The 16317-nt window shown below is 58.3% G+C and carries 16 protein-coding genes and 1 other RNA gene; 9 read left to right on the forward strand and 8 right to left on the reverse strand.

The annotated features are described in order from the left end of the window. Window positions 1-146: 146 nt before the first annotated feature. From AB1805_09140 to smpB, 3 genes are all read right to left on the reverse strand, one after another. On the reverse strand, window positions 147-1604 hold the full coding sequence (locus tag AB1805_09140) for an ATP-binding protein (protein ID MEW5745582.1): 1458 nt from the start codon (window positions 1602-1604) through the stop codon (window positions 147-149). A 203-nt stretch (window positions 1605-1807) separates the two neighbouring features. Beyond that, window positions 1808-2152: a transfer-messenger RNA gene (ssrA, locus tag AB1805_09145) on the reverse strand. 105 nt (window positions 2153-2257) lie between these two features. Next, window positions 2258-2701: an SsrA-binding protein SmpB gene (gene smpB, locus AB1805_09150; protein ID MEW5745583.1), complete on the reverse strand. Its 444-nt coding sequence runs from the start codon at window positions 2699-2701 to the stop codon at window positions 2258-2260. A gap of 130 nt (window positions 2702-2831) precedes the next feature. Between smpB and AB1805_09155 the strand changes: the two genes are divergently transcribed. Then, on the forward strand, window positions 2832-3254 hold the full coding sequence (locus tag AB1805_09155; GenBank protein MEW5745584.1) for a hypothetical protein: 423 nt from the start codon (window positions 2832-2834) through the stop codon (window positions 3252-3254). Window positions 3255-3369: 115 nt separating this feature from the next. Here the strand turns inward: AB1805_09155 and AB1805_09160 are convergent, their stop codons facing one another. The 5 genes from AB1805_09160 to AB1805_09180 all read right to left on the reverse strand — a co-directional run bounded on the left by AB1805_09160 (window position 3370) and on the right by AB1805_09180 (window position 7368). Next, a complete protein-coding gene (locus AB1805_09160) occupies window positions 3370-3534 on the reverse strand; it encodes a hypothetical protein (GenBank protein MEW5745585.1) in 165 nt (54 codons plus the stop codon). A 111-nt stretch (window positions 3535-3645) separates the two neighbouring features. Then, entirely contained in the window at window positions 3646-4341 is a 696-nt protein-coding gene (gene aat, locus AB1805_09165) for a leucyl/phenylalanyl-tRNA--protein transferase (protein MEW5745586.1), read from the reverse strand. Window positions 4342-4584: 243 nt separating this feature from the next. Then, a complete protein-coding gene (clpA, locus tag AB1805_09170; protein ID MEW5745587.1) occupies window positions 4585-6828 on the reverse strand; it encodes an ATP-dependent Clp protease ATP-binding subunit ClpA in 2244 nt (747 codons plus the stop codon). Beyond that, window positions 6825-7139 carry an ATP-dependent Clp protease adapter ClpS gene (clpS, locus tag AB1805_09175; protein MEW5745588.1) on the reverse strand — a complete coding sequence of 105 codons (315 nt, stop codon included), beginning with the start codon at window positions 7137-7139 and terminating at the stop codon, window positions 6825-6827. The genes clpA and clpS overlap by 4 nt, the downstream gene beginning before the upstream one ends. A 28-nt stretch (window positions 7140-7167) precedes the next feature. Further along, window positions 7168-7368, reverse strand: a complete 201-nt coding sequence (locus tag AB1805_09180; GenBank protein MEW5745589.1) for an FmdB family zinc ribbon protein — start codon at window positions 7366-7368, stop codon at window positions 7168-7170. Between the two features lie 222 nt (window positions 7369-7590). Here AB1805_09180 and hfq point away from each other — a divergent pair, with 222 nt between their 5' ends. From hfq to AB1805_09220, 8 genes are all read left to right on the forward strand, one after another. Next, window positions 7591-7833, forward strand: a complete 243-nt coding sequence (gene hfq / locus AB1805_09185; GenBank protein ID MEW5745590.1) for an RNA chaperone Hfq — start codon at window positions 7591-7593, stop codon at window positions 7831-7833. A gap of 6 nt (window positions 7834-7839) precedes the next feature. Further along, window positions 7840-8238, forward strand: a complete 399-nt coding sequence (locus tag AB1805_09190; protein MEW5745591.1) for an NUDIX hydrolase — start codon at window positions 7840-7842, stop codon at window positions 8236-8238. A gap of 3 nt (window positions 8239-8241) precedes the next feature. Beyond that, the gene (locus AB1805_09195) at window positions 8242-8907 is read left to right on the forward strand and encodes a SurA N-terminal domain-containing protein (protein ID MEW5745592.1); all 666 of its coding nucleotides are present in this window, start codon (window positions 8242-8244) and stop codon (window positions 8905-8907) included. Between the two features lie 115 nt (window positions 8908-9022). Further along, window positions 9023-10483 carry an IMP dehydrogenase gene (gene guaB / locus AB1805_09200; GenBank protein MEW5745593.1) on the forward strand — a complete coding sequence of 487 codons (1461 nt, stop codon included), beginning with the start codon at window positions 9023-9025 and terminating at the stop codon, window positions 10481-10483. Between the two features lie 131 nt (window positions 10484-10614). After that, window positions 10615-12156, forward strand: coding sequence for a glutamine-hydrolyzing GMP synthase (guaA, locus tag AB1805_09205; GenBank protein ID MEW5745594.1), 1542 nt, complete (start codon window positions 10615-10617; stop codon window positions 12154-12156). A gap of 239 nt (window positions 12157-12395) precedes the next feature. Then, window positions 12396-13286 (forward strand): polyprenyl synthetase family protein, encoded by an 891-nt coding sequence (locus tag AB1805_09210; protein MEW5745595.1) that lies wholly within the window; start codon window positions 12396-12398, stop codon window positions 13284-13286. 140 nt (window positions 13287-13426) lie between these two features. Further along, window positions 13427-15340: a 1-deoxy-D-xylulose-5-phosphate synthase gene (gene dxs / locus AB1805_09215; protein MEW5745596.1), complete on the forward strand. Its 1914-nt coding sequence runs from the start codon at window positions 13427-13429 to the stop codon at window positions 15338-15340. Window positions 15341-15369: 29 nt separating this feature from the next. Further along, window positions 15370-16128 (forward strand): TlyA family RNA methyltransferase, encoded by a 759-nt coding sequence (locus tag AB1805_09220; protein ID MEW5745597.1) that lies wholly within the window; start codon window positions 15370-15372, stop codon window positions 16126-16128. The last annotated feature ends 189 nt before the right edge of the window (window positions 16129-16317 follow it).

The raw sequence follows: 16317 nt of genomic DNA on the forward strand, positions 1-16317 counted from the left end.
GAAGAGTGCTCCCGCTAATGCAAGAAGTGGGTATCCGGAGCAAACGCTCCGGATACCCACTTCTTTGTGTGCGACAGATGAATTCTAGTATGTCGGATTAAGTCTAACCTTTTACACTTTTTATACACAGCTGATTGCTCCGCTGTTTAGTCCTCCGTGTCGGCATGTCTCGTTGCCAGAAGTTCTGACTGCCCGAGCCAATAACACGCCAGAAGGGCCGGAATCTTGAGGAGCCGGGTGCTTGCCGGAGTGCCGTCCAGCGGAACCACAGTGAAGTCCTCCATTCCCCTTGTTACCACATAACCGCGAGAAATCTTTTTTGAGGTGCAAAATTCAATGATGCCCTTCAGCTCATCGAGATCGGTATGGTGGTGACGGTACTTTATTTCGAACGGGACCAGCCTTCCTCGAACATCCGCTACGATATCTACTTCATCGCTTCTTTTTCCGCGCCAGTAGGAAAAGCCGACGCTCATATCATAGTAGCGTGTGAATACATGTTTGAAAAACGCCGTCTCCACCGCCCGGCCCACTGCAACCGCATCCTGCAGCATGGCTTTCCCTTTTAATAATACACTCGGTGCAATAGCGGCATCGGCCAGGTAGACTTTGTGCCGCGCCCTGAGGATTTCTTTTCCATAACCGTAGGGCGGCAGGCGATGGATCAAATGAGTGGCCTCCAGCAGAGAGATGAAACTTGTTGCCGTGGGCTTCTTGACCTCCAAGTTTCTGCATAAATCCTGCACATCCAGAAGACCGCCGTCATGCAGACAGAGATAGAGGAATGTCTGTTCCAGCTCCAAAACCCTTCGCACACCGAAAAGCGCCGTCATGTCACGTTTGAGGACTTTGTCCACAATATCTTCGCGTAACAGTTTCTGCGCAAGGTCCACGCTTGCTACAAGGGCGCACTGGGGAAAACCGCCGCGCATCAGGTACTCGTGGAAGTGAGGAATCAGCGGTCGCGCAATGTCTCCCGCACGAACGAACTGGGCCGGTGACCAGCGAAAGAGTGTTGTCAGTGAGGCCACTTCCGGCAGCGGAGGCACGGTGATTTTTTTGAGTTGCAGGTACTCGAAAAAAGACAGGGTCGCCAGTTTAATAGTGTGCCAGCGCCCCACACCCGACTCTTGTCCCTCTGCTGTCAGCGGCGTTGCCGAGCCGGTAACAATAATGCGGCGGTTTTTGTGAAAATCGACCTGGAGCTTCAACCACGTCTGCCAGTCTCTCATAAACTGGATCTCATCAAGAAGAAGATATTCCGGTCCCTCGGCGGCAGATTCGAACTCGCGCCACAGTTTCAGCGTACCGTCAAGTCCGGCTAATTTCAGCAGTGGATGGTCAAAAGTAGCATAGAGAATATTCTGGGGTGGTACACCCGATGCTACAAGGGATTCAACAGCCTGCAGCAGCAGCGTTGTCTTGCCCACCTGCCGGGCCCCGCTCAGGAGCACTGCCCGCGGTGCAGGCGGTGTGCGAAGCCAGAGTTCCAACTCGCGAAACGCAGCTCTTCGCCATTCTGGCAGATCGGGAACACGCATTCCCGACCACCAGGGGTTGTACTGCCTGAGTACTGCAATAAGCTCTTGAGGCAATGTAATCATATGAAAGCTACCTTAATGTATTATATAAGTAAAGTATACTTTACTTATATCTCATTTTCAAGTGTCTTTTTGAAAAATAAGGGAGGCCAGCATGGACCCGATCCTGCAGACTATTGCTATGTCAACGAAGACTGGTATTTGGCTGCGGGTCAGAAAAATAAAAACCCGCCGTACGGCGGGTCGAGCGAAGTAATCCGTAATTTTGGTGGAGGCGGCGGGAATCGAACCCGCGTCCGAAAGTACTACTCTCAAGCCTCTACATGCGTATCCTGCCTATTTGATCTCGGATGCCGGACCGCCGACAGGCAGGCCTGCCGGCATCCTATCCCCTAAGTCTTTCGCCAGGAGTAAGGGAGTAACCTGGCGGCAGCCTGCTGTTTGACGCCCGTTCCAGAGCACAGACAACCCTGGAGGAGCGTGCTGCTTTTAGTTAAGCAGCGAGTGCCAGTTCGTTGTTGGCGTTTGTGTGTGTTCCATCTTTTTACGTGGTGATGGAGCCACGGCATGCCACTTGAGCCTCATAACCCCCGTCGAGCCCAATCGCCCCCGTTGATTACATAATTATTATACCATAGAACGGTGGGGAAAAGCCTGTCTTCCGGAACGTGCGGTATCTGCTAAGGCTCTGATAAGCAAGGTGAACTCAGGAGGGATCAGCGGCTCCGCATCGCCCTCTCGATGTCCCTCTTCGCCTCGCGTTCCTTGATGGTCTCGCGCTTCTCGTACTCCCGCTTCCCTCTGGCGAGCCCGACCTCGACCTTGGCATAGGGGCCTTTGAAATAGATCTTGAGCGGCACCAGGGTATAGCCTTTCTGCTGCGCCTTCCCCCTCAGCCGCTCGATCTCCTTCTTGTTCAGGAGCAGCTTCCGCGTTCGCAGGGGCTCGTGGTTCATGATGTTGCCGTGGGTGTAAGGGCTGATGTGGCAGTTGAACAGAAAGACCTCTCCGTCCTTTATGAGGACATAGCTGTCTTTCAGGTTCGCCTTGCCGTCCCTCAGCGATTTCACCTCGGTGCCGAGGAGCTGGATGCCGGCTTCGACGGTGTCCTCGATGCTGTAGTCATGGAAGGCTTTCCTGTTCTGTGCAACTATTTTCATATGTCTTTATGATACCAGAAAAACGGCTGCAAACCGTAACGGGGTTGAGACGCCTTATCCCCGCCCTTTAATAAAGTAAAGAGAATCATCTATAATTCTATTCAATCTCAAAAGAGGCCGGAGGAAGAGAATGAAACGACTGGTGCTTGTAGTGCTGATCGTGCCTTTGCTCGCCGCGTGCGGCGGGAAAAAGGACGTGAAGAAGGTGTCCGAAGATTCGAAGCTTGCGACCGAAGCCTTCGCCGTGGCCGAGGCGCTCAAGGACGCCTATACACGCAAGGATATCGCCGCGATAGAGAAGAACACGACGAAGGAGGGCCTCCAGGCCGTCAGCAGGACGGTCCGGAGCTTCGATTCCGCAGATCTCTCCTTTACTCCCGCATGGGTCGAGATAGAAGACGGCACCGTGCATCTCAACGTGTCCTGGAAGGGGACCTGGAAGCGGGGGAGCGCCGTTACCGAAGAGCGCGGCATGGCGGTCTTCGTAATGAAGGGCAGACCGCTCAGAGTAGATGCCATTCTGCGGGCCAACCCTTTCAGGCATCCGGAATAGCGAGCCGGGGAGAAGAAAAAGAGTGGCACTCCCCCCTTCCGGGGGGAGTGAAACAGCCTCGAAGGCTGCTTATAAGAGGGAGGACATGAGGATAATCAAACGGTCAGCGACCGGTTCAGTTCTTGCAGATCAAGGCCGTGCACTTCATGTCGATGGCGGTGGCCCTGTCGTCAACAATGACTTTGCAGTCGTACGAGACCTTGCTGTAGGCGCTCAAGCCGTAGTCTTCGAGCATCTTCATTGTTGATCGGGTCTGCACCGTCAGTTCCTTTCGTCTCATGGCGAACCTCCTTGTTGCCGTGATACTCGGGCTGCCTTCCCTGGCAGTTTCGTCACTATACTTATCGTACTTCGGTCAAAATTCTTTAACGGCGGGAGGTCGCTTCGTGCTTCAGCGGGGCGCGGTGCGGCTGTTCCACGGTCCTTTGAGCGTCGGGGCTGCCAGTGCTTTACCCAGCAGGCGCAGGAATTCGGGGCGGGGCATCTCCCGCGCGCCGAGGCTCATGAGATGGGGGGTGGTCACCTGGCAGTCGATGAGGGTGAAGCCCCATGCGGTGAGCTGCTTCACCAGCGTAACGAAGGCGACCTTCGAGGCATCGCTCCGGTGCGCGAACATCGACTCGCCGAAGAAGACGCTTCCCAGTGCCACGCCGTAGAGGCCTCCTGCAAGCTCGTCGCCGTACCAGCTCTCTACCGAGTGGGCATACCCGGAATGGTGGAGACGGATATACGCCTCCCTCATTTCCGGGGTGATCCATGTCCCCTCCTCTCTCTTCCTCCGGACCGTCGCGCAGCTGCCGATGACTTCATCGAAGGCGGTATCCATGGTGACCCTGTAAGCATTCTTGTTCATGACCTGCCGCAGGCTGCGGGACACCTTCAGGTCAAGGGGAGCGAGCACGAGACGGGGATCGGGCGACCACCAGAGGATAGGGTATCCCTCTGAATACCAGGGGAATATCCCCATGGAGTAGGCGAGGATAAGGCGCTGCTCGGTCAGATCCCCGCCCACGGCCAGGAGGCCGTCCTTTTCGGCGAGATGAGGAGGGGGAAAGACGAGCCTGCGCGATAATCGAAACACGGGCATAACGTTATATTATCAAAATGAGTTATAGAGGAGTATTACGATTACGGAGGAGCGGGGGCTGGACTTCGAAGAGTTTTCCAGCGATACCTTGAAGTATTAGCTAACCACGATTATAGCCTTACTGGAAGACCACTTCTGCGTCTTTAGCAATAAACCTTCAAGGCCAGTGATGGTATTCCATCGCTTTGAAAGCTCTTCGAAGTCCAGCCCCCGCTCCTCCCCCTGCTCATTCAGTTAGACGTTCTAGGAGTAGTTGAAGGTCAGGCGGTCGTCTTCGAGATCGATGAGGACCTTGCCGCCCTTTCTCAGCCTGCCGAAGAGCAGCTCCTCCGAGAGCGCATCCTTGATCTGCTCCTGGATGATCCGCCCCATCGGACGGGCGCCGAAGAGCGGGTCGTAGCCCCTTTCGCCGAGCCAGAGCCCCGCCTTATCCGAGAGGACGATCTCGACCTTTTTCTTGCCGAGCTGCGCCTGGAGCTCGGCGACGAACTTGTCGACGATCCTGCGCATTACCGGCGGCGTTATGGCATTGAAGGTGATGACGCCGTCGAGGCGGTTTCTGAACTCTGGGCTGAAGAGGTTGTTGATCGCATCCCTGCCCTTGCCCTGCGTATCCCTGCTCCGGTCGCCGAAACCGACGACGCTCCTGGTCATGTCCTTGGCCCCGGCATTGGAGGTCATGATGAGAATGACGTTCCTGAAATCGGCCTTTTTGCCGCTGTTGTCGGTCAGGGTGGCATAGTCCATCACCTGGAGCAGGATGCTGAAGAGATCGGGATGGGCCTTTTCGATCTCGTCGAGCAGCAGCACGCAGTAGGGATGCTTTCTGATGCCGTCGGTGAGCAATCCCCCCTGGTCGAAGCCCACATAGCCCGGAGGCGCGCCGATGAGCCGGGCCACGGCGTGCTTCTCCATGTATTCGCTCATGTCGAAGCGCATGAAGTGGACGCCGAGCACCGCAGCCATCTGCTTCGACACCTCTGTCTTGCCGACGCCCGTCGGCCCGGTAAAGAGGAAGGAGCCGATGGGCCTGTCCGGCGAGCCGAGCCCGGCGCGGGAGCGCTTGATGGCAGCGACAAGGGTATGGATGGCGTTATCCTGGCCGAAGACCACCCGCTTCAACTCATCCTCGAGCGTCCTCAGGCGGTCCATATCAGAGGCCGAGATGCTGCGCGACGGGATCTTCGCGATCTTGGCGACGATCTTCTCTATATCCGCAATGCCGATGACTTTATTCTTCTTGGAGGGAGCGAGCTTGAGGGCGGCTCCTGCTTCATCGATCACATCGATGGCCTTGTCGGGCAGGTAGCGGTCGTTGATGTATTTCGCAGAGAGCTCCGCCGCTGCCCTCAGGGCGTTCCGTGCAAAGGTGACGCCGTGGAACTCCTCGTAGCAGCTCTTCAGGCCGTCGAGGATACGGACCGTCTCCTCGATCGAGGGCTCCTGGATATCGATCTTCTGGAACCTCCGGGAGAGGGCGCGGTCCTTGTCGAAATGATTCCGGTATTCCTCGTAGGTGGTTGCGCCGATGCAACGGACCTTGCCGGAGTTCAGCAGGGGCTTCAGGATATTCGAGGCGTCCATCGAGCCGCCGCTCGTAGCCCCGGCTCCGACGATCGTATGGATCTCGTCGATAAAGAGGATGGCATGCGGGATCTTCTCGATGGCCTTCAGGGTCGCCTTCAGGCGCGCCTCGAAGTCGCCGCGGTACTTCGTGCCTGCGAGCATGCCGCCCAGGTCTATGGCGAAGACTCTCGACTTCCTGAGCGCCTCCGGCACCTTGCCCGTATGGATCTTCAGCGCGAGGCCTTCCACGATGGCGGTCTTGCCGACACCGGGCTCGCCGATGAAGATGACGTTGTTCTTCCTGCGTCTGCTCAGGACATGGATCGTCCGCTCCAGTTCGATATCGCGTCCTACGAGGGGATCGATGCCGCCCTGCCGCGCCTTCTCGACGAGGTCCACCGAGAACTGTTTCAGGGGATCTTTGACAGGGGCCTCTTTTCCGCCCGGCTCTGTCCGCTCGTGACGCTCCTGCGTGTCCGGCTCCCCGGAGGGTTTCGAGACCCCGTGGGAGATGTAGTCGAGCACATCGAGGCGGCGTATGCCCTCGGACTCGAGGAAAAAGGCGGCATGCGAGTCCTCTTCCATCAGAATGCTCGCCAGGAGATCGCCGGCATCCGCTTCCTGTTTCCCTGCAGACTGCACATGGTGCAGCGCCCGCTGGATCACCCGCTGGAAGCCGATGGTCGTCTTCGGGTAGGCGTCGACATTCCTGGATACCGCAGGGACGCTCTCCTTGAAGAAATTCTCGAGTGCTGCCTTGAGATGCGCGACCGTGCCCCCGCACCGGGTGATGATCTCGCTGCCCCCTTCGTCGTGGAGCACGGCATAGAGGATGTGCTCTACGGTCAGGTACTCGTGCCTCCTCTTTTCCGCCTCGCGGATGGTCGCTTCTATGGACAACTCCAGCTCTTTGTTGATCATTCCTGCTCCATGATGCACTTGAGCGGAAACTGTCTCTTGCGGGCCATGTCATGCACCGCAGCGACCTTCGTCTCCGCAATATCTTTTGTATACACGCCGGCGACCCCTTTGCCGTTCTTGTGGACATTCAGCATGATCCGGGTGGCTTCCGGCGTCGACTTGTGGAAGACCGTCTCGAGTACCTGAACGACGAAGTCCATCGTCGTATAGTCATCGTTGAGGAGGATGACTCGGTACTGCCGGGGCGTCTTCGGCTTCTGCCTGGTCTTCTCCTCGAGTTCTTCAGCGAAGGTGAGCTCGTTCTCGGCCATGGTATCCGGTAGCGAAAAAAGGAGCAGCTTATTTGCAGGAGCTGCAGGAGCCCGAGCTGCACGAGGAGCAGCCCGACGAGGAGTGTTCGACACCGCTCATGCCGAATACCGAAAACTTCTTTTTCACCTCATCGGACCCGCAGTGCAGGCAAAAGACCTTCCGGTCGCCGAACACGAGCTTCTCGAACTCCTGCCCGCATTTCATGCAGGTATATTCATATATCGGCATCGCTGCTCACCTGCCCCTTCCGCCAGTGCTCTGTTCTCTTGTAAAAATCTACTTTTAGTATAACATAGAGCTTGAATTATTGAAGCAAATCCATTATGGTAAAAAGAGTGCGTGACCTATACTGCAGAGCTATGTACCGTTATGGTTGTTGTAGCTTTGCGCGGCGGGCCGCGATAGCGGCGTCGCAGGCGCGCGATCTATGGAGAGCACAGAGGAGGGAGCATGGGGGTCAGCAAGGGGCCTGGCATTCAGGACAATTTTCTCAATCAGCTCAGGAAAGAGCGGATACCGGTCATCATCTATCTCACCAACGGCGTACGGTTGAAGGGCTTTGTCAAGGCCTTCGACAACTTTGTTATTCTGCTCAAAGAATCGAACGAACAGCTGATTTACAAGCATGCCGTCTCGACCATCGTCCCTGAAAAGCATGTCGACCTGAGGATCGAGAGCAGCGAAGAGGGCTGAGGCGCGATGCAGACCCTCAAGAACCCTCTGCCCACCGTTGATATCATCATCGAATACAAGGGCGGCATTGTACTGATCGAGCGCAAGAACCCTCCTCACGGCTGGGCTATCCCGGGGGGCTTTGTCGATTACGGCGAAAGCCTCGAGGACGCTGCGGTGCGGGAGGCGAGGGAGGAGACGGGGCTCGAGGTGATGCTGGTCCGGCAGTTCCACACCTACTCCGCTCCCGGACGCGATCCCCGGTTCCATACGATAACCACCGTATACACCGCAAAGGCTGAGGGCGAGGCGCAGGCGGGCGATGACGCGAAGCAGGTCGGCGTTTTCACGGAGAGCACGCTGCCCGAGGCTATCGTATTCGACCACCGGGACATACTGGACGACTATTTCAGAGGGAGATATTGATATATGTTACAGTCGATGAGGAAGCATGCAAAATACTTCTATTTTCTCTTTTTCCTGGTCATCCTCAGCTTCATTTTCTGGGGGGTCGGCACGGTCGACCAGCAGACGTCGGTGACCGTCGCCGAGATAGGAAAAGAGAAGATAGACGCCGAGGAGTTCTGGCGGACCTATGAGCGGATGCGGGGGACCCTGCGGGAGCTCTACAAGGGGCAGTTTACCGAGGAGATGGAGAAGAACATGAAGCTCAAGGAGACCGTTCTCAACAACCTCGTCGAAGAGCGCGTCCTCCTGGTCGCCGCCCATGACCTGGGGCTCACGGTGACGGACAAGGAGCTCCAGGAGGTGATCACCAGCGACCCCAATTTCATGAGGGACGGCATCTTCAGGAAGGATGTCTATTTCAGGACCCTCGAGCTCAACAGGTTGACCCCCGAGGCCTTCGAGAACATGCTCCGGCGGCAGCTCCTCGCCGCGAAGATGCGGCAGCTCATCGCCTCCTCGGTGGAGGTTAACCCGACCGAGCTGAAGAACCTGCCCCCCGACCCTGCCCAGGCGGATGCCGCACGCCAGAGCATGCTCATGGAGAAGCAGAGCGCTGCGGTGAGGTCCTATGTAGACGGCCTGAAGCAGCGGATGAATGTGAAGGTAAATACGGATATCCTTTCATAATCGCTCCCGTACCCGTATCCAGAAGCCGGGCGTCAGAAGAGGACGCCCGGCTTCTGACTTCCGATCACTAAAAATGGTATAATCGTATTCAAAATTTTTAAAGGGGTATGCAGACATGCTTGATGACAAGTTGCCGCTCGGCTTGACCTTTGACGACGTGCTCCTGCTTCCGGCCAAGTCCGATGTCCTGCCGAGGGATGTCGAGGTGAGCACCAAGCTGACCAGGAATATAAAGCTCAATATACCCATCATCAGCGCGGCCATGGATACGGTCACCGAGGCGAACCTCGCGATCTCGATGGCCCGCGAGGGGGGAGTGGGCATCATTCATCGCGCCATGACGCCCGAGAGGCAGGCCCTCGAGGTGGACAAGGTCAAGAAGTCGGAGAGCGGGATGATCGTCGATCCCATCACGATCGCTCCCGATGCCTTGATCGCCGAGGCGCTGGAGCTGATGGAGCGGTACCGGATCTCGGGTGTCCCGGTGACTACGAAGGGGAAGCTCGTCGGCATCCTGACGAACAGGGATATGCGGTTCGAGACCAATTTCAGCAGGAAGGTCTCTGACATCATGACAAAGGAACGCCTGATCACCGCTCCGGTCGGCACGACGCTCGAGAAGGCGAAAAAACTGCTCCACGAGTACAAGATAGAAAAGCTTCCCATCGTGGATGACGACTACACCCTGAAAGGGCTCATAACCATAAAGGACATCGAGAAGAGGAAGAAATATCCCCATGCCTGCAAAGACCGCATGGGCCGGCTGCGGGTCGGCGCCGCTGTCGGCGTCGGCGACGAGGCGGTCCACCGGGTAGAGCTGCTCGTCAAGGCAGGGGTCGATATCGTCGCCATCGATACCGCCCACGGCCACTCGAAGGCAGTCATCAACACGCTCAAGGAAATCAAGAAGAAGTTCGATATCGATGTCATCGCCGGCAATGTGGCGACCGCTGAAGGCGCGCGCGACCTGATCAAGGCGGGCGCCGATGCCGTGAAGGTGGGTATCGGCCCGGGCTCGATCTGCACGACCCGCATCGTCGCCGGCGCCGGCGTCCCCCAGCTCACGGCTATCAAGGAGTGCTATTCGGTCTCGTCGAAGACCGATACGCCGCTCATTGCGGACGGCGGGATCAAGTATTCGGGTGACGTTACCAAGGCTATCGCCGCAGGCGCCCACTGCATTATGATCGGCAGCCTTTTTGCCGGGACCGCCGAGTCGCCGGGCGAGACGATCCTCTACCAGGGGCGGAGCTACAAGACCTATCGCGGCATGGGCTCGCTCGGCGCCATGGAGCAGGGAGCGAAGGACCGCTACGGACAGCAGGGGGTCGAAAAGGAGAAGCTCGTTCCCGAAGGGGTCGAGGGCAGAGTCCCCTACAAAGGGCCCCTTGCGCAGAGCGTACACCAGCTGGTGGGAGGCCTTCGCGCCGGCATGGGATACTGCGGCTGCAAGACCCTCGAAGAGATGCGGAAGAGCGCGCGGTTCATACAGATCACGAATGCGGGATGGCGCGAGAGCCACGTCCATGACGTCATCATCACCAAAGAGGCTCCCAATTACCGCATAGAACAGTAAGGCCGTAACGCGTGATGGGTAAAAAGGCCGTGATGCGAAAGGGGTAATGCGTGGCGGGCGAAAGGATAAAAGGCTGAAGAGAGAATGCAGTTACCGATCACGCATTACGGATTACCGATTACGGGAGTTATATGACACACGATGAAAAAATACTCGTCCTCGACTTCGGCTCGCAATATACGCAGCTGATCGCCCGCAGGGTGCGGGAAGGGAAGGTCTATTCCGAGATATTCCCCTTCAACGCCCCCCTCGAGAAGATCAAGGCGTTCAAGCCGAAAGGCATCATCCTCTCCGGCGGCCCCTCCAGCGTCTACGACAAGGGGGCGCCGATTCCCGACCTCGAAGTCTTCAGGCTCGGTGTCCCGGTGCTCGGCATCTGCTACGGCATGCAGCTCATGGCCCACGCCCTCGGCGGAGAGGTGGCAAAGGCTGCGAAGCGGGAGTACGGCCATGCCGAGCTCATGGTCGATATCGATGCCGACCTCCTCTGGGGCGTATCGCAGAAGACGAAGGTCTGGATGAGCCATGGGGACAGGATAGAGATACTTCCCGAAGGCTTTGCCATCGCCGGGCATACCGATAACTCTCCCGTCGCCGCCATGGCGAACAGGGAGAAGCGCTTCTATGCGCTGCAGTTCCATCCCGAGGTCGTGCATACCGATGAAGGGACCAGGATACTGCACAACTTCATGTACACGATATGCGGATGCAAGCCGACCTGGGAGATGGCTTCCTTCATAGAGTGGGCGGTGGACGATATCCGCGCGAAGGTGGGCACAAAAAAGGTGATCTGCGCCCTCAGCGGGGGGGTCGATTCATCGGTAGTGGCGCTGCTCATCCATAAGGCGATCGGCGAGCATCTCACCTGCATCTTTGTCGATAACGGCCTCTTGCGGAAGGGCGAGGCGGAAAAGGTCAGGAGGACCTTCGAGGACCACTTCCGCGTCAACGTCCTCCACGTCGATGCCCGGAAGCGCTTTCTCGACCGGCTTTCGGGCATTACCGACCCCGAGCGGAAAAGGAAGATCATCGGCAACGAGTTCATCGTCGTCTTCGAGGAGGAGGCGAAGAAGATCACCGATGCCGAATTCCTGGCCCAGGGGACCCTCTACCCCGATGTCATCGAGAGCGTCTCCTTCAAAGGCCCTTCGGCGGTCATCAAGAGCCACCATAATGTGGGCGGCCTGCCCGAGGTGATGAAGCTCCAGCTCGTCGAGCCGCTGCGGGAGCTGTTCAAGGATGAGGTGCGGGTGATGGGTATCGAGCTCGGCCTGCCCGAAGAGATCTGCTGGCGGCATCCCTTCCCGGGCCCCGGCCTCGCGATACGGTGCATCGGCGATATCACGTTCGAAAAGCTCGAGATCCTGAGGGAAGCGGACGCCATCGTCCTCGAAGAGATAAAGGCTGCCGGGCTCTACCGGGACATCTGGCAGGCCTTCGCCGTCATCCTTCCGGTAAAGACGGTGGGCGTGATGGGCGACGAGCGGACCTACGACTACGCTGTTGCGGTGCGCGCCGTTACGAGCCTCGACGGGATGACCGCCGACTGGGCGAAGATCCCCTATGAGGTGATGGGAAGGATCTCGAACAGGATCATCAATGAGGTGAAGGGCGTCAACCGGGTCGTCTACGACATCACCTCGAAGCCTCCCGGAACCATCGAGTGGGAGTAACGACCGTAATACGTGATTCGTGATGAGTAATGAGTAATGAACAAAGACTGACTAAGAGCGTTCAGCACAATGAGATCGTATGCTGCAGGAGTGCCACTCCTCTGCCTCCGGCGGATAGGGAGTCCCTCCTGAGGCAGGGAAAGATTCCGGACTAGCCGGAATGACAGTCTTTTGTTTTGCTGGGTACTTTTAGCACGCTCTTTCGCCCGTCACGCATCACGCATTACACATTACGATATATGGACCTGAAGGCATATCTCAAGGAAAGAAAAGCCCTCGTCGACTCGTTTCTCGACGCCTACTTCGCATCGCCCCTGGCGCCCAGGGCGCTGCAGGATTCAATCGTCTACTCTCTCTCGGCAGGAGGGAAAAGGGTCAGGCCTATTCTCTGCCTCGCTGCTTACGAAGCCTGCGGCGGCGCAGCCTCTTCGATCGTTTCCTGCGCATCGGCGCTCGAGATGATCCACACCTACTCGCTCATCCATGACGACCTGCCGGCCATGGACAATGACGACCTGCGGCGCGGCAAGCCGACGAACCACAAGGTCTTCGGGGAAGGGATGGCGATCCTTGCCGGAGACGGGCTCCTTACCGAGGCGTTTTACCTTCTGTCCGGCAGCCGGATGCCCTCGTCTCAGCTGCCGCCGGCAGTGCTGCTCGCCGTGATCGGCGAGGTCGCGCAGGCTGCCGGTATTCAGGGAATGGTGGGGGGGCAGGCCCAGGACCTTCTCTCTGAGAATGCCGAGCCCGATGCCGAGACGCTCGCGTATATCCATATGCACAAGACCGCGGCGCTGCTCGCAGCTTCGGTGCGTATAGGAGGCATGATGGCCTCTGCGTCGGAGCCGCAGCTCTCCGGCCTGACCGCCTATGGAAAGAGCATCGGCCTCGCCTTCCAGGTGGTGGATGATATCCTCGATATCGAAGGCGCGACCGAGGTGCTCGGAAAGCCGCAGGGGTCGGACGAGAAAAAGAAGAAGATGACCTATCCCCGGCTTTACGGTATCGAGGCATCGCGGGAGAAGGCGCGCGGGCTCGTCAACGATGCCCTCCGGTCGCTCGAGGTCTTCGATGCAAAGGCCGACCCCCTGAGGGAGATTGCCCGCTATCTCCTCGTGCGAAAGAGCTGACCGCCCCTGATCACCGACTTCAGCCGAGCCCTGATCGTGTCTGCCGCAAACGGATAAAATCGCGGAAGTTGGTTTATAATATGAAGTAACACTTGATAACTGCTCACAATCCGTAGCGATAAGGGATCGGACTAAATATCATGCTTTTAGAAAAGATAGAATCCCCTCTCGATATAAAGTCATTCACCAGTGAGGAGCTGCATACCCTTGCCGAGGAGTTGCGGAGCAGCATCCTCGAACGGGTCTCCCTCAACGGCGGGCACCTCGCATCGAATCTGGGCGTTGTCGAGCTCACGATCGCGCTGCATTATGTCTTCAGCTCTCCCGAAGACAAGATCGTATGGGATGTCGGGCATCAGTCCTACTCCCACAAGCTGCTGACCGGACGCTTCACCGCCTTCCCCACGATCAGGAGGCACAAGGGCATCTCGGGCTTCCCCAGGATCGTAGAGAGCCCCCACGATGTGTTCGGGACCGGACACAGCTCCACCTCCATCTCCGCAGCCCTCGGCATCGCCGAAGGGCGGGACAGAAAGGGCGAGCGGTTCAAGGTGATTGCCGTCATCGGCGACGGCGCCCTCACCTCGGGGCTCGCCTTCGAGGGGCTCAACCAGGCAGGCCATCTGAGGAAGGACCTCATCGTCATTCTCAATGACAACGAAATGTCCATTGCGCAGAACGTCGGCGCGCTCTCCAATTACCTGAGCAGGGTGCTGACCGGCACGTTCTATCAGAAGTTCAAGAAAGAGACGAAGGCCTTTCTCGAAGGCATCCCCCGCATCGGCGGATCGGTGGCGAAGATCGCCCAGAAGGCCGAGGGGAGCCTCAAGGGCTTCTTCCTCCCCGGCGGTCTCTTCGAGGACCTGGGGTTCAACTACGTCGGTCCCATCGACGGGCATGACCTCCCCCTGCTCATCGAGACGATGCAGCGGATCAAGAGCGCCGGCGAGCCGATCCTCATCCATGTGGTCACGAAGAAAGGGAAGGGGTATAAATATTCGGAAGAAGACCCGTGCGTCTATCATGGGACCGGCCCCTTCGAGGTCGATACCGGCGTGGTGAACAGCCAGAAGCCCTCCTCCGAGGCTCGTACGCTCGATTCCTGCGTTTCGTTCAGCGATGCCTTCGGCCACGCCCTCACCGAGATCGCCCTCGGGGATGAGCGGGTGATCGCCATCAGCGCTGCGATGAAGGAAGGCACCGGTCTGGGCGGGTTTGCGGAGCGCTTCCCGGAGCGGTTTTACGATGTGGGCATAGCGGAGCCGCATGCCGTCACCTTTGCCGCAGGGCTCGCGACGCAGGGGCTGCGTCCGGTGGTGGCGATCTACTCCACCTTTCTGCAGCGAGCCTATGACGAGATCATCCATGATGTCTGCCTCCAGAACCTCCCGGTCGTCTTTGCCATCGACAGGGCCGGGATTGTCGGTGAGGACGGAGCGACCCATCAGGGCCTGTTCGATATATCCTATCTCAGGCATATTCCGGGGCTCCTCGTCATGGCGCCGAAAGACGGACAGGAATTGAAGGCGATGCTCGAGCTCGCGGTGAAGCACAACGGGCCCTCAGCTATACGCTATCCCCGGGGAGGAGTCCCCCGCTTCGAGGCGGCGGCAGAGGGATTTTCTCTGGTGAAGGGAGCCGCCGAGATGATCATGGACGGCGCCGATGTGGCCATTGTCGCGGTAGGGAATGCGGTAGTCCCCTCGCTGCGGGCCGCCGAGCAGCTGAAGCGCGAGGGCATCAGTCCGTGCGTGGTGAACGCCCGTTTCATAAAGCCCCTCGACGAGCGGCTCATCACGATCCTCGCCGAGCGGATAGGACGTATCGTCACCGTCGAAGAGAATCTCCTGGCCGGCGGATTCGGCTCTGCTGTGCTCGAGAGCCTGAACAGGGCGGGGGTGCAGGAGGCGGTCGTCAAGAGGCTCGGCATCGACGACCTCTTTGTCGAGCACGGCAGCCAGAAGGTGCTGCGCAAGCTGTACGGGCTCGACGAGGAGGGTATCTGCCGGGCGGCGCGCTCGCTGTGCAGCGAGCCCCGCTCCAGTGCCGTCTGAGGTGGTCCTTTAGTCCCTCGCATGGTGCGATGCCCGTGACGAAACCCGCAAAAGAGCGCCTCGATAAGGTCCTGGTCGATCGGGGGCTGGTGGCGAGCCGCGAGCGGGCGCGGGCGATGATCATGGAAGGCAAGGTCCTCGTGAACGGCATGCCGGTGACCAAGGCCGGCGCGCTGGTTGCCGCAGACGCCCCGGTCGAGCTCAAGGACGGAGATATCCCCTACGTCAGCCGGGGAGGGCTCAAGCTCGAAGCGGCGATCACCCACTTCTCCATCCCCCTCAAGGACAAGATCGCGATGGATGTCGGCGCTTCCACCGGCGGCTTCACCGACTATATGCTCCGGCATGGCGCTCAGCGGGTCTATTGCGTCGATGTCGGGTACGGGCAGCTTGCGTGGAAGCTGAGGCAGGACCCCCGTGTCGTGCTGCTCGAGAGGACCAATATCCGGCATCTCGAACGCGGGGGGGTCCCCGATGCCGTCGATATCGCGGTCATCGACGTCTCCTTCATCTCCCTCGAAAAAGTAGTGCCGCCTGTTCTTCAGTTCCTCAAAGAGGAGGGTGAAGTAGTGGCGCTCATAAAGCCCCAGTTCGAAGTGGGCAAGGGAGAGGTCGACAAGGGCGGGGTGGTGAAGGACGAGGGGAAACGGGCCAGGGCGGTCGAACGGGTCAGGAGCGCCCTCGAATCGCTCGGGCTCGCCACGGTCGGCATCATTCCCTCGCCGATTCTAGGGCAGAAGGGGAACCGGGAATATCTCATCTACTCGAAGCGCACGGCTCGAGCATAAACACGCACTGCCGGTAGTTTCAACGTTGTCTACGCACTAAAGGCAGAGCGGTTTTAAAGCCGTTACAAATGCAACGGTGGATCATCAGTATGCCCTTACGGCGATAGGATCATTGGTTGTTTCATCTCCCCCTGTGGTCACCTTGAGTCCACTCACGCTCAAACAACCTCCCGGGTTACTATCGCTCCA

Source organism: Nitrospirota bacterium (genome assembly GCA_040752355.1).
In the GTDB taxonomy this organism is placed as follows: Bacteria; Nitrospirota; Thermodesulfovibrionia; order Thermodesulfovibrionales; family Dissulfurispiraceae; genus JBFMCP01.